This window comes from Halomonas elongata, assembly GCF_029081005.1.
GTDB classification, from domain to species: Bacteria; Pseudomonadota; Gammaproteobacteria; order Pseudomonadales; family Halomonadaceae; genus Halomonas; species Halomonas elongata_B.
Map to the genome: position 1 here is coordinate 51050 of NZ_JAJQTQ010000008.1, position 13221 is coordinate 64270.

The 13221-nt window shown below is 53.5% G+C and carries 10 protein-coding genes; 2 read left to right on the forward strand and 8 right to left on the reverse strand.

The genetic code is table 11. From position 1 onward, the window contains the following. Positions 1-384 precede the first annotated feature (384 nt). Positions 385-1599 (forward strand): Hint domain-containing protein, encoded by a 1215-nt coding sequence (locus LU493_RS07925; protein ID WP_275287246.1) that lies wholly within the window; start codon positions 385-387, stop codon positions 1597-1599. Between the two features lie 118 nt (positions 1600-1717). Next, on the forward strand, positions 1718-4096 hold the full coding sequence (locus LU493_RS07930; protein ID WP_275287247.1) for a tetratricopeptide repeat protein: 2379 nt from the start codon (positions 1718-1720) through the stop codon (positions 4094-4096). Positions 4097-4196: 100 nt separating this feature from the next. Here the strand turns inward: LU493_RS07930 and LU493_RS07935 are convergent, their stop codons facing one another. The 8 genes from LU493_RS07935 to LU493_RS07970 all read right to left on the reverse strand — a co-directional run bounded on the left by LU493_RS07935 (position 4197) and on the right by LU493_RS07970 (position 13204). Beyond that, on the reverse strand, positions 4197-4826 hold the full coding sequence (locus LU493_RS07935; protein WP_275287248.1) for a hypothetical protein: 630 nt from the start codon (positions 4824-4826) through the stop codon (positions 4197-4199). Positions 4827-4895: 69 nt separating this feature from the next. Beyond that, the gene (locus LU493_RS07940) at positions 4896-5891 is read right to left on the reverse strand and encodes a phytanoyl-CoA dioxygenase family protein (RefSeq protein WP_275287249.1); all 996 of its coding nucleotides are present in this window, start codon (positions 5889-5891) and stop codon (positions 4896-4898) included. Between the two features lie 33 nt (positions 5892-5924). Continuing rightward, positions 5925-6950, reverse strand: coding sequence for a glycosyltransferase family protein (locus LU493_RS07945; RefSeq protein WP_275287250.1), 1026 nt, complete (start codon positions 6948-6950; stop codon positions 5925-5927). A 73-nt stretch (positions 6951-7023) separates the two neighbouring features. After that, on the reverse strand, positions 7024-9102 hold the full coding sequence (locus LU493_RS07950; RefSeq protein ID WP_275287251.1) for a glycosyltransferase family 2 protein: 2079 nt from the start codon (positions 9100-9102) through the stop codon (positions 7024-7026). 224 nt (positions 9103-9326) lie between these two features. Further along, positions 9327-10301 (reverse strand): hypothetical protein, encoded by a 975-nt coding sequence (locus LU493_RS07955; RefSeq protein WP_275287252.1) that lies wholly within the window; start codon positions 10299-10301, stop codon positions 9327-9329. Positions 10302-10535: 234 nt separating this feature from the next. Further along, positions 10536-11174, reverse strand: a complete 639-nt coding sequence (locus LU493_RS07960; RefSeq protein WP_275287253.1) for a sulfotransferase — start codon at positions 11172-11174, stop codon at positions 10536-10538. Continuing rightward, positions 11167-12153, reverse strand: a complete 987-nt coding sequence (locus LU493_RS07965) for a hypothetical protein (RefSeq protein ID WP_275287254.1) — start codon at positions 12151-12153, stop codon at positions 11167-11169. Before LU493_RS07965 ends, LU493_RS07960 begins: the two co-directional genes overlap by 8 nt. Positions 12154-12157: 4 nt before the next feature. Beyond that, positions 12158-13204 carry a glycosyltransferase family 61 protein gene (locus tag LU493_RS07970; protein ID WP_275287255.1) on the reverse strand — a complete coding sequence of 349 codons (1047 nt, stop codon included), beginning with the start codon at positions 13202-13204 and terminating at the stop codon, positions 12158-12160. Positions 13205-13221 lie beyond the last annotated feature (17 nt).

Below are 13221 nucleotides of genomic sequence, written 5' to 3' on the forward strand. Positions count from 1 at the left end.
TTTTATCAACTTATAGAATAGCAGAACAGCTCTCAAAAGATAACAATAAAGTTAATCATAATTAGAGATACATCCCTTGCGCTCTGAAAAAAATAAACATTAATATTATATATTACTGATTTTAAAAAGAAACTTTCGGTAACATGGCCTGAATCCTTTTCCTTTGACGGATTGTGAAAATTAGCTCAATTTACTCTCGTAAAAGAAAAATCTAATTGGAAAAGGACTTGGATAGAAAACCCCAAAGCACCGAAAGACCAAATCAAACACCCGTATGGAAAGTAAGCTTTTCACCTTTCCCTTTTGTCATCCGCATCAAGGCCAATGCTTGATCATGACAAAAGCGTGACTGAGTGCTCACAACAGCCAAGGGAGAATTGAAGGATGGCGATTCTTGATCTGGATCTTGCAAATTCCGGGACGCAAACAATATCAAGCGATAATGCTGACGCAGAAAACACCCTTAATATCACAGCCTTGGGCAGCGAGGAGCTGATCGTCGATGGTGTTTCCGCCACAGTCGGTAGCATCGCGGGTGTTGAAGCCGGAGCCTCTCCGACCTTCACCGCCACCAATGGAGGCAGCCTGACGGTCGACCAGGGGCTTCTCAATGTCAGCGCTCTCAATGACTTGACCTTCGGCATCGAAGGCAATAGTGATGCGACACTCGATGCCTCTGATGTCAGCGCACTAAGTGGTCTGGATGGCTATAATGTCAATTTCTCAGGTTCGGAGGAAGGCTCATTCACGTTCAACAAACCTTCCTTGAGCCTCGCAGACACCGTCAACTTCAATGTTACAGGGATGCAGGCAGGTGATGACCTCAACCTCGGGGGCGGAGACTGGAGCCTGGACGGCAGCTCCGCTCAGGACGCCTACCAGGATGGATCCCTGAACATCACTCAAGGCAATGCGCTTATTGGCACCCAGGTGAATGCCAGCATTGAGATGACTCAGGAAGAGTTCGAGGAATTCGAGGCCAACCAGGACACCTACCTATCCGGGAACACCTACACTCAGGTCTGCTTCGCGGCAGGTACGATGATTGCCACACCCGACGGCGAGGTCGCCGTGGAGACGCTGTCAATCGGTGACCTGGTGATGACCGACAGTGGCGAGCAGGTGCCGGTGAAATGGATCGGTCGTCAGACCACCCACCGTCTCTTCTCATCCGGCCAGGCCCCGGTGCGGATCAAGAAAGGCGCCCTGGCGCCCGGACAGCCCAATCAGGACCTCATTCTCACCAGTAGCCACGGCGTTATCCTGGATGGCCTGGTGATCAACGCCGGGGCCCTGGTCAACCACCACTCGATCACGCATGTGCCCTGGGATGAGATGCCCACTTCGATGACCTATTACCACATCGAGACGGACGCTCATCAGGTGATTCTCGCCAATGGCACGGAAGCCGAAACCTACATCGACTATGTCGATCGTCAGTCTTTCGACAACTATGCCGAGTATGTCGCTCTCTACGGCATCGAGACGCGTGTCACCGAGATGCCTCGCCACCGTATCTCATCGCGCCGTTTGCTTCCCCAGGCCTTGCGGGAGCGTCTCGGCATCCAGGACATCACCCAGACGTTTCGTACTGCCTGAAGACTTGACGTGACCGACCAGGTACCGGCCGGGCAAGCAACGCCAAAAGCCCGGCTGGTACTTCCCTCCCCTCGTCAGACTCCAGCCGGAGCCTGACCGTCCTGAGCAAGATCCATTCATGGCTGATCACATCGTGCAAGACCGACCCGAGAACAGTGTGGCCGAGGTCGATGAATCAGTGTGCCTCGTACAACAGGCCCGGCGTGCCATGGAAGAAGGCGACGTGGAACGTGCGGATACACTGGCCAGGCGTGCCGTTCGGTCAGAAACCCCGCATCCGGGTGCATGGCGCCTCTGGGTGCGTTCCGCCTTTCGCCAGGGACATATCGATATCGCCCTGAAGCGTTCGCGAAAGGCCTTGAAGGCGCAGCCCGATGACCCTCAACTGCATACGATCCACGTACGTGTAATGGCCGCTTCCGGCAAACCACACCACCGAACTCTGAAGCACGTCAACCAGGCCATCCGCCGCTGGCCAAGACATGCGCACTTGAAACTGGTGAAACTGCAGGTGCTTCAGGAAGCGGGGCGTACCAACCAGGCACTGAAGCTACTTCGTAACCTGCGGCGTCGCTGGCCAAACAACGCAGCGGTCTTGATAGCCGTCGCTCAATTCTATCGTGCTCATGGTCGCTTTCGAGCCGCCAGAACCGTGCTGGATCACATGCTGGAACGCCATCCGCAGCATCGTCAGGCACGCATGATGCGACAGAACTTGAACATTGCCAGCAGCGATGGCATGCAAGGGCCATCTTCGCTGCCTGGCCTGCTGGCCCAGGCCCAGCAAAATCCCGAGCTATCACCCACCGATGCCGCAGAGATCCTGCAGACGATCAAGCTGACCACAGCCCCGGAGCTCACTGGCACCTGCCAGGAGGCCATCGACTTCGTGAGCGGCATGGTCGATCAATTGATCGAAGGAGACAAGTTCGCGCTTTTCACCCAGGCGGAAAGGTTCGGTCAGGCCGAGGCTGCCCACCGTGCGCTCACCGCCATCTTCAACCACGGGCCACGCGCGCCCAATGTTGCCAAGAGGCTCTTTCAAAAGGCCTTGGCCTCGATCGAGCCCGACCAGGTCGATACGGTCATCGCATACTTACTGCGCCATATTCCGAAGGCTAAAAAGAATGCCCTGCTGGCGGAATTTGCGTTGCTGACCGATGGGCCACAAGGTGCCCTTGACCAGATACGCCAGGAACGACGGCGGTCTCGTTCCTTGCCCGAAGCACGCGAACTGGCACGCTTCCTGCGAATCAGCAATGCGTACACCCTGGGACTACGTTATCTGCGCTTTTGTCGACGCCGCTGGCCGGACGACACAGGTCTTCGACTACTACATGCCAGACTGTTGATGGATGCGGGCCATCCGGAAGCGGCTCTCACGGCGCTGGATGGACCTGTTCCCGTCGCCAAGCGCGTGACAAGAGCCCATATTCGTGCCCACAGCCTGCTGGAAATGGGCGAGATCAATGCCGCCATGTCCGAACTGGACAACGTCAGTACCAGGACAACTGCCGCTGGCAACCTCAACATGCGCTTGCGGATCCTGATCCTGCAGGGGCGTGAGGACGAAGTGATGGAACTCATCAAGGACGCACAACGTCGAGGCGTGAACAACCAACTGACATCGGGCCACTTATCAACGTCGGTCTTCGGTAACCTGATAAGCGATCTCGCACTTTATCGACGGGACCAGTCCAGCCTGCCCCCAGGACGTCATGACGGCTACCTGAGCGCCCATTATCTCCATCCTGCCAGTGCCGTGATCCACCGCCATGTCGAGCCGTCTTCACCAGACCCGTCGAGAGGCGAGCGATATATCCCGCTTCGGGTAGTGCAATACTGGAACGAACGAAAGCCACCGAAAAGCGTGATGGACATCATGCACTCCTGGTCAAGCTTGCCGGGAATCGAGTACCACCGCTTTCATACCCAATCGGCACGTTTCTTCCTGCGACATACCTTCGGGGCCGACTATGAACGTGCCTTCAAGCAGGCGAGCAACGTTGCAGAGGGCGCCGACTTTCTCCGCCTCTGCTGTCTCCGCCATTATGGCGGCCTCTATGCCGATGCCGATGACCGCTTGTATGGCCAATTGAGCGCCCTCCTTCCCGCCGAGGTGGGAATGGTATGCTTCCGGGAGCCTTTTGATATTCTGGCCAACAATGTCATTGCCGCGGCACCGGAACATCCGGCCATCGTGCTCGCCTCCGAGATGGCCGCCGAAGCCCTGCTGTCGCACGATAACGATAATACCTGGAGCAAGACGGGCCCCGGCCTGCTTACCCGGGCAGTCGCCAGATACCTTGTCGAAACGGAACCCCGGACACCCAGGGAGCGCGTTGCCATCCTGCCTGACTATATCCTCCGCAGACAGGTGCAGGTCCACATGCCGCTACCGCACAAGAAAACCCAGCGACACTGGAATTCGACCAATACCACCGGCGTCAACATGAAGCCATTCTTCCCGACAACGACAGCCGCCCCCCGCGCATAGCCATCAATCAGGCACGAGAAACGCAAACGGCCACCAGCTCCAGGAGCCAGTGGCCGTTTTCATGGGGGTGGAGTCGCTTATCCCCGGAAGGCTATCAGTCTCACTGACCGAAGTGGTACCGCACCCCGAGAGAGGGAATGTTGCTGCCGCCCCCATCGTCGCCGAAGGTGCCGAAGGCGGTCGAACGGTGGTGGATGCGGCCGTAGATCGACCACGGCCCCCAGCCGGCGGGCTGGGCTTCCAGCTCGAAGATCATCGAGGCCATCCAGTTCTCGCCGGAATGGTCCAGCCGCGATGTTTCCGTGGTGTAAGAAATCCCGACGCCCAGATAGGCCGTGGTATCGACCACGTCGTCCCAGGGGAAGGGCTCCCAGCTGATCGACGGCGTCAGGAAGACCTCGAAATAATGCTCCTCGCCGAAGATGTAGGACACATTGGCCTCGGTGTAGAGCTTGGAGTAGCCCCAGAAGTCCACCAGTTCCTTCTGCAGGCCGGTGCTGGCGATATAGTAGTCCTGGAAATCCCAGACGAAGGGATTGAACGCCTCACCGCTCTTGACCGTCTCGTGCACCGCCTGACCGGCGTGACCGCCCAGGGCCCAGCCCTGGCCCCAGGGCGTGACGCTGACGCCGCTCCCCTCTTCTTGCGCCAACGCTGCGTTGGGGACAACGACCCCCAGCGCCAGGATCAGGCCCGAACCGAAACCGGAAACTTGTTCGATCTTGCGCATAACCACGAGTCCCTGTCGGATAATGAAAAAGTCGGATAATGAAGGAGTCATCTGCGATGAGGGTGTCGATCACCAGGCATCCTTGCCCTCGACACAATGCCAGGACGCCTTCACGCCCCGGGCGGCGGCCCGCTCATCGTCACGGCGGCGCATCCGCTGCAGCACCCGGTACTGCAATCGATTCAAACGCTCGAAGCCCAGGCCCGGCAAGGGAACGAACGGATTGGTTCGACTCATCCCCCACAGCGCCAGGCGCGAGGTGCCGGGCTCGGCATGCCCACGGGCGTGCACCCCGAATGTATTGGCGATCAACAGGGTATTGCCCGGCACCTTGAAGCTGCGCGGCGGCTCACTGCCCATGGCCGCCGCCTGCTCCGGCTCGACACGGAACGAGCCCCGCGCCGTATAGCGATCGGCATGCTCCCTGGCCTGCTGGCTCATGCGGTACTCCCAGGAAAGCCGCTCACGACTCAGCCGCGTCGACCCCGGCACGAAGATGAAGGGACCATTCAGCTCCGACACGTCCTCCAGATACAACCAGAACTTCATGGTCGGCTGGAAGGTATCGACATGCAGGTGAGTCTGCGGATCCGGGGGCGCCTCGGTCACGCCATTCATCACCCGCTCCGCATGGCAGATCGGCATGCGCAGGTGGCCGGCGCAGAAACGCATCAAACGGCGGAACGCCGGGTCCCGCATCAGCGCCCGCGTCCGCGGCATATCCTCGAGGACCTCCGGGGCGAGCAGCATGCGACGGGTCCGGGCATCGCCCTGGATGCACTGACGGACCTCACCCCGCGCCTCACGCACCTCCTCGACCAGCGCGCGGTATTCCGCTTCCGGCAGGTAATTCTCCTTGAGCACGAAGCCTTGCTCGATGAACTGCCGGCGATCCTCGGGCGGCACCCGCCAACGCAACATCGCCATGCGCAGCCGCATCACGCCATGAGCCAGCGCCACGCGCCCCACATGCAGCCCCCAGCGATTCAAACGCCGGCTGCCGATCAGCGGGTTGGCCACGAACGACTTGGCCCCGGTGAACAACTCGGCCAGCCATACAGGCATCCGAGTGATCCGCTTGAACATAGGTCTAATTCCTTAACCTGCTTCGAGACGTCGCCAGAAGGAACAAGCCTTCGCAATATCGCCTCGCTCCCGGGCCACCCCGGCCGCGTTGTCGGCCATGCGACGCGCCACATCGGGGTGCTCTACCAGATATCTTAACGCGTCATACCACGCTTGTGGCGTGTCATCGACCAACAGGCCGGTGACACCATGCTCGACGATCTCCGTATAGGGCGGCCGTCGACTATAGACACCGACGCCCCCCATGGCACTGATATCCAGGAACTTGATGAACGACTTGCCCCGATTGAAGGTGGAGTCGAGCAGCGGCGCCAGGCCGATATGCATGCGCCGCCGCTGCCGATAGCCCCGAAACGCCTTCCACGACATGGCATCGGGCGTCTCGAGCCGTTCGAGCCCCTGCAGCGATACCGGTGTATAACGCCCCAGCATGACCTCCAGCGACACCTGGGGCGACGCCTCATGGAAACGCCGCAACGCCGGCGCAATATGCCTCACGTCCTCGAGATGAGCGCGCGTGCCATGAAAGCCCACCCACCAATGGGGTGCATCGAAGTGCGAAAGATCCGGCAAGGGCGCAATCAACGGCGGCGTCAGCACCCGGACATCGCCATGTCGGCCCTCGAGTCGCGAAGCCAGCCCCTCGCTCGAGGCCACCACCACATCCGCCAGGGCCAGCAAGCGCGGCTGCATGGCGGCGATGCGTGCCATGCGCCGCCGATAGACTGCCGGCAAGGCCTCGTCCTCGGACGCCGCCGGAATATCATCATCGATCAGATACACGATACGCCCGAAGATCTCACGGTGACGCTCCAGCCAATGCAACACCCTGTTCGGCAGGGTACGACACAGCACCAGGTTCGCCCCCAACTGGCGCGACAGCACCCAGCGCGCCAACCGCCAGCGCCAGGAGCGCACATCCAGCCGCCCCACGTCGTGGCCTTCGGAGCGTAGCTGGGGCGCGACCGACTCGAGGAAATAGATATCCTCGGTCGGCCGCGCCCCATCGCTCAGCAGCAACCAACGCTCACCGCTCATTGGCCATCCCGTCGACTCTCGTTTCCCTCATGCTGTCCATCCCTCTCCCATCTTCTTTCCTCGCTCATCTCCATCACCTCAAGGAGAAGTCCTCATGCACGAGCGTCAGGTTGGGATTGTACGCAGGGTCATGATCGAGTTCGCTCCCCCAGGTATTTCGCATATAGGCGGCTTCGCCGTGAGCCCTGGCCCGCTTCTTCGAGTTATTATCCGCGCCACGAGAAATCGACTCATGATGATAAAGCTCGGCATGCGGGGTCCAGAGGTTTCGATACCCTGCTCCCCTGACCCGGAGACAAAAATCCACATCATTGAAGGCGATCGGTAGATCTGCCGCGTTCAAGCCGCCAACCTCATCGAAAACGGACTTGCGCACCACCAGGCAGGCCGCGGTGACCGCCGACATGTTTTGCGTCAGGAAAAGACGAGAGAAGTACCCGGGCGAATTGCGACTGAAATACTTGTGCGCATGGCCAGCCACCCCACCGACGCCAAGAATGACACCACCATGCTGAACCGTATCGTTCGGGTAGTAGAGCTTGGCGCCCACACAACCGATCTCCGGCCGACAGGCATGGCTGACCATCTCCCGGAGCCAGTCCGGATTGATCGGCTCGATATCGTTATTCACCAGAGCCAGGATCTCGCCTTGCGCATGTGCAGCGCCAAAATTATTGATCGCCGAGTAGTTGAAGGGTTGGTTCCAGCGCAGTACACGCACCCTGGCGTCACGCTGCTCGACCTCCTCCATGTAGGCCAGGGTCTCCCTGCACTCGCTCTGGTTGTCCAGAATAAGCAACTCGAGATCGGGGTAATCCGTGCGCTCCAGAATCGCATCGACACAAGGCTTGAGAATCTCCACGCGGTCACGCGTGGGCACCAGCAGAGTGACCCTGGGAACGGGATCCGGCAACGGCCACAGCACGCGGTACGTATTCGGCAAGCTGCCATGTATCGCCCTCGCCTGCGGATATGACGCCGCCAGGGCACTCTGCACGGCCCGCAACCCAGCCTCGCTGGTATAATCCTTTTGCTGGCTCGCCAGTGCCGTTGACCCGGCACCGGCCCGCCAGTGATAGAGCACATGCGGGATATGGATGACCCGATCCGCGCCGAGTCCTGCCGTGCATCGCAGCACGAGATCATGGTCCTGGCTGCCCTCATAGCCTTCCCGGAAGCCACCGACCTCTTTTACCCGGTCGACACGATACACCCCAAGATGGGACACATAGTTCTGGGCCAGCAGGAGGTCCGGGTTCCACTGAGCCTTGAAATGAGGATCGTAACGCTCCCCCTCTTCATTGAGCTTATCCTCATCGCTGTACAGCACTACGGCATCCGGATGGCGATGCAGGGCCTCTGCCACTCGGAAAAGCGCGCGGGGCGACAGACAGTCATCGTGATCCAGCAAGGCAACGTACTGGCCCTTGGCCAGGGCCAAGGCACTGTTGCTTGCCGCACAGATATGGCCATTCCGCGGGCGATACACGACCTGGATCCGCGAATCACTCTCGGCGAACGACTCAAGAACCTCATGCACACGAGGGTCCGTCGAGGCATCATCGGCGATGCATAGTTGCCAATGCGGATATTGCTGCGCGACGACCGAATTCAGGCACTCGCGAAGCCAGTCCGGCCGAGGGTTGAAAACCGGCACCAGAATCGAGATCAGAGGCTTGTCAGGCAGCTTCTCGATCACCCGACGCACCTTGTCCGCCCCCAGCACCCTGCGATTTTCCAACCATTGCCGGTAGCTGCGGCGTGCGGTGAGGCGCTCGAAGGTGGCTTCGTAATCCCTCAGTGCTATATCTCTCCAATGGCAGCCTTGCTCACTGGCCTTGCGCTTGAGTTCAGGCAACACCTCCGCCTTGCCCATGCTGCGCCAGGCATGGTGCATGTTGGCCAGACGCTGAGCCAAGCGATCATGAGCAAACCACGGGGTCAACCAGGCAATCCGCAAATGGCGAATAGAGAAATGACCCGCCTGTTCCATGGGGTCAAAGCGTATCGCCTTGAGCCTGCCCGGCACAAAGAACAACCGCTTCGTCACCCGGCCACTCTTCAAGGGCAGATAGACGCTCTGTTCAGGATCGAACCCCTGACCAAAATTCATGTACAACCTGACCGCGGCACTAGGCTGGTCATGATCCATGGCGACTTCGAGCATATGCCAGCCCGGCAACGGAAGCTGCTTACGTGTATATAGCTGAGGATCGTTACCGGTAGCTCGCCAGGTAAACCTGTCCCCCCCTTCCGAGGGCTCGATCTGTTGACGGGGAAGTAGTGAACGTTCAGGAAAACGCACCCAAGGGGTAATGGATAACGACCTCGCTAACCCGCTCGACCCTTTGTCAATGCATAGACGCTTGAGTATTTTCATTTCGCCTCAGGCTTGACCACAGAGCGGGGATTGACAGGAAACAGTTGACCTGTACTGGCCACACGACACTGGACCTTATCACCGACGGCAAGCTTTACCGGAAGATGGAAGCCCACATACCCACCTCGAGGCGGAAGGTGTCGGCAAAGCGCAGGCCGAAACTCGATAGCCGAGACGGTATTCAGGTACTCACCATTAGCCCAGACTTCTATCTCAACGGGATCATCGCAATCGCCTTCCCACCATGCCCAGCCGGCAATACGACCTGGCTTGGCCTCTACCAACTTGGCATGAGCCCAGGCCTTTCCTTCGCAAAACATTTGATACCGCAAATCAAAAAGCGCTGAAGCCCGGTTATACAACGCAACATCATGTTTGTTGAGACGATTGAATTCTGCCACATCTTCTGAAGAAACATCATGAGAAGACTCAGACTTCTTCCTCCCTACATTATCCTTCCTTCCAGCTATCTCAATACTATAACGCGCATTAATCATTTCCAGGCTTTGCGAATAATGTTCGGTCAGCCCCAGGAAACCAATAGCCTCAATATCCACGCCCTGCAATATCTTGTTCTGGCGATTGTGCATGATCGGGCGGGAGTAAAAATCATGAAAACTTCCCTTGTAGGCATAGTGTCGAACAAAATGTGAATACTCCGACGCCATTCGTTGCAAGGGATCCCGCAGAAACGTCAATGTATTCTTGACCCCAAACAATGATAAAAACCGGTTAGCATTGACATGCCCGCCAACCATAGCCGCATTGTTTTCAAGACATGCCTTTTTGAAGCCCCAGAAGTCTTTTGGCTCCTCATAGAGAAATTGACTGACAAAAGATGTGGTCGCTGGAGACTTTATGCCATAATCATATACTATTCCCTCTTTATAGAAAAACTTTTCGGCGCCTAATCTGAAGCTGGTGCCAGCTGTTTTAGGTATATGAACAAAAAAAAGTGGAAGCATAAACATTTAAACACTCAAAAACCAATGAGGGAACTTAAAAATCATCAAAAAAACCGGTACTCACAGAAAAGCATGGATCAATACACAAACGACATCCATGAACGGGCATAAATAACACCACCCTGTCTTTTCAAAGGCCTCTCACTAGAAAAAATACACCTTCTAAATCGAATAGCCATTTCAGCGAAATTTTAACTTAACTTCACAGCCCTTCAAAACCCTAAAGAAAAAAATAAAAAATCAACAACTCTCCTTGCTCAACTTCGTTACATTAGATCTCGGCATTTCTAAACTACTAAAAACATGAACATCCGAAAGAAAATCAGATATTTTTTCGGGAGAATCTTTTTCGATATTATAAATCAAGAGCCTTCCCGGCTTGTCCCTGAAAAACCTCAACACATTAGCATGATGTTGGTAAAAATCTATGCGCCAATACTCCTTAACCTCTTCATCAGAAGTTAATCCATAGTGGTATTTGTACCACTTAAGGTACATTCCATTTGAATGCCTCGACCTACTATCAACCCACCTCTGAACATCTCTAGTATTCAATATGAACTTGGCATCAGGATTCCAGGCATACAAGTCTTCGAAGTACTTATAAGCTTCAATAAGTGGCTTGCTATAAGAATTAATGCATTCCATATCCAAAAAGCATCTATACTTTTCATAGCCAGATATTGGATTCTCAAAATTCCGAATATTTTTCAAAATGTCAGAGGCAAGCCTGCCTCGATTATAGTGTAATGACCTTAAGCCATTTTTATTAAAAAAGTAATTTAAGCTACTTGTTCCACACTTATTAAAGCCTATTGCAAATACTTTAATCTTGTCACTTTTTCTCATATCTAACACCCACCAAAAAATATCATCCACCAACTCTTTCGTAGGCAGATTTCAAAGCAACAATAAGATTCAAAATTGCATCATTAGCAGTCGCCTCGCTCCACTCATCATTAAATACTTCTGGATAAACATTAAAATCATCATCAAAGATAAATTCATTCCCGGAGACGCCGAACCTATCATTCAATTTTTTATTTGACTCTCTAAACTTCTCATAAAAAAGCTTGGCATCATCTCGAGATGGCAAGAGCTTTCCTTCATTGCTCAAAAAACTATTAACAAATTTTGAGAAATCTGACCGTGGATCGACTCCAGATTTATTCAAAATATGGTTGACCTTTGTCCTTTGCCAACCATAACTAGCATTTGACGGCTTAGACTCTTCAGGAATATCTGAAATACCAAGTAACGAGAAAAAGTGCTTAGTCAAGCTTCCACTTAAGCTAATGGCCTCATCCATAGCAGCTACGTGGACATTCTGATCTCCAAAGACATCGCCCCAGTTCGATATCCTTTTATTATAATCAAGATAGAGATATATGTTTTCAGTAATATATGGCAAAGCCTTTGCAGAACCAGTATAAAATTTCTGCTCAGCTATCGTCTTTGTGGCTTGTTGGTAATGGGATACAGCATGCACATCTTGCCGCCTGATATAAAAGATAACAACAATCTTGTCAAAGAAATTATCAAGGGATTCCTTTAAAGAAAGCAGTTCCTCTTTGCAAAATATCCAAGAAAAGCATTCAGATGATATAACTACATCTTTCCCCTTGGAAAAATCAGAAACTGAAGCAACAAATCCATTCTTAATTTTGGCACCTTCCATCGCCAGGGCAGAGTGATCAAACCACCATGATAGATTCCCGCGCCTTTTCCTTCCCTGTAAATCTTTTGAATAAACCCAAACATCGGACTCAGCGATTTTTCCCTGGTGGTCGTGAAGAAACCTTTGTATAGTAGTAGAGCCACTCTTATGGTTCCCCGCATGAACATAAAGAATCGCCATAACTTCACTCCTCGCTAACAAAAGAGACTATTTTTTCCATATTCTCTTCAGATAAAAGTAGATTCATTGGATGAAGAACAGGTCTATCATGCTCGTAATTTATAGTAGAAAAGTCCACATACTCACCATCAGGAGATAGTGCTTGGATACACAAATAATCAAACCCATTCTTTTTTGATATTTTATAGTACTCGGGAGACATATGAGCTGAAAAAAGCTCTACGATTTTTACTCGAGAGTTGCAAAAGACTATATTTGCCAAACCAGCACCATGCGGTGCGATAACGATTTCTGCTTCCGACATGATTTCAGCCACCTTAGTGACCGAGTGATCTTCGCAGTACAAAACTTCAAACCCAAGAGGAGAAATTTTCCTGACAAGACTTGCTTCATTTAAAACCCTTCTCGTCTCTCCCTTGGACCTAGATATATAAATCCGACGATTTTTTTTAACTTGATTATATATATTAGTCTCTAAAAAAATAGAACGGACAAACTCCTCAGCCCATTGAGGTGTATACAGAGCATTCCTACAAGCAGAAACGGTTGTAATTTTTGAGCACTTGAAGATTTTTGGGGCTGAAGGAAAATCCAGAACTTTTTCGACGGGTATTCCAAGCTTTTCGAAGGTCTCTTCTTTAAATTTAGAGTTATAATAATTTACATAAACATAATCAAAATCCTCAAGATTATACCCTGCCTGCTTCACAGCACTCAATTTGGGAAGCAAATCAAGTAACCAATGACTATATAGATTAGCTCCCGGAGACACCAAGTCCAGGATATGCCCTTTAATTTCTTTTACATTATTTTTTTTGTTTTTTAACTCACTGACTGCAGGCTTGGACGATATCTCATCATAAAAACGACCAGTTTCAGTACAATAAAAAGCCTTTTTGATCCCTATGCAAACAAGTGGGCTTTCAATAGTGTAAACATTTACATCAGGCTCAACCTCTTCACCAATTGAAACCCTTGGGTGCTTATAAGGAAAATCATTTTTGTAAGAGATGGATCTCTTTTTCTTGACAGGGGTCTTCTCAATATTCATGCTTCACCATAAATAAG

What these genes read in the sequence shown, in the direction of transcription:
- LU493_RS07925 (WP_275287246.1), top strand. Translation starts at nt 385, where the DNA reads ATGGCGATTCTTGATCTGGATCTTGCAAATTCCGGGACGCAAACAATA.
- LU493_RS07930 (WP_275287247.1), top strand. Translation starts at nt 1,718, where the DNA reads ATGGCTGATCACATCGTGCAAGACCGACCCGAGAACAGTGTGGCCGAG.
- LU493_RS07935 (WP_275287248.1), bottom strand. Translation starts at nt 4,826, where the DNA reads ATGCGCAAGATCGAACAAGTTTCCGGTTTCGGTTCGGGCCTGATCCTG.
- LU493_RS07940 (WP_275287249.1), bottom strand. Translation starts at nt 5,891, where the DNA reads ATGCCTGTATGGCTGGCCGAGTTGTTCACCGGGGCCAAGTCGTTCGTG.
- LU493_RS07945 (WP_275287250.1), bottom strand. Translation starts at nt 6,950, where the DNA reads ATGAGCGGTGAGCGTTGGTTGCTGCTGAGCGATGGGGCGCGGCCGACC.
- LU493_RS07950 (WP_275287251.1), bottom strand. Translation starts at nt 9,102, where the DNA reads ATGGATCATGACCAGCCTAGTGCCGCGGTCAGGTTGTACATGAATTTT.
- LU493_RS07955 (WP_275287252.1), bottom strand. Translation starts at nt 10,301, where the DNA reads ATGTTTATGCTTCCACTTTTTTTTGTTCATATACCTAAAACAGCTGGC.
- LU493_RS07965 (WP_275287254.1), bottom strand. Translation starts at nt 12,153, where the DNA reads ATGGCGATTCTTTATGTTCATGCGGGGAACCATAAGAGTGGCTCTACT.
- LU493_RS07970 (WP_275287255.1), bottom strand. Translation starts at nt 13,204, where the DNA reads ATGAATATTGAGAAGACCCCTGTCAAGAAAAAGAGATCCATCTCTTAC.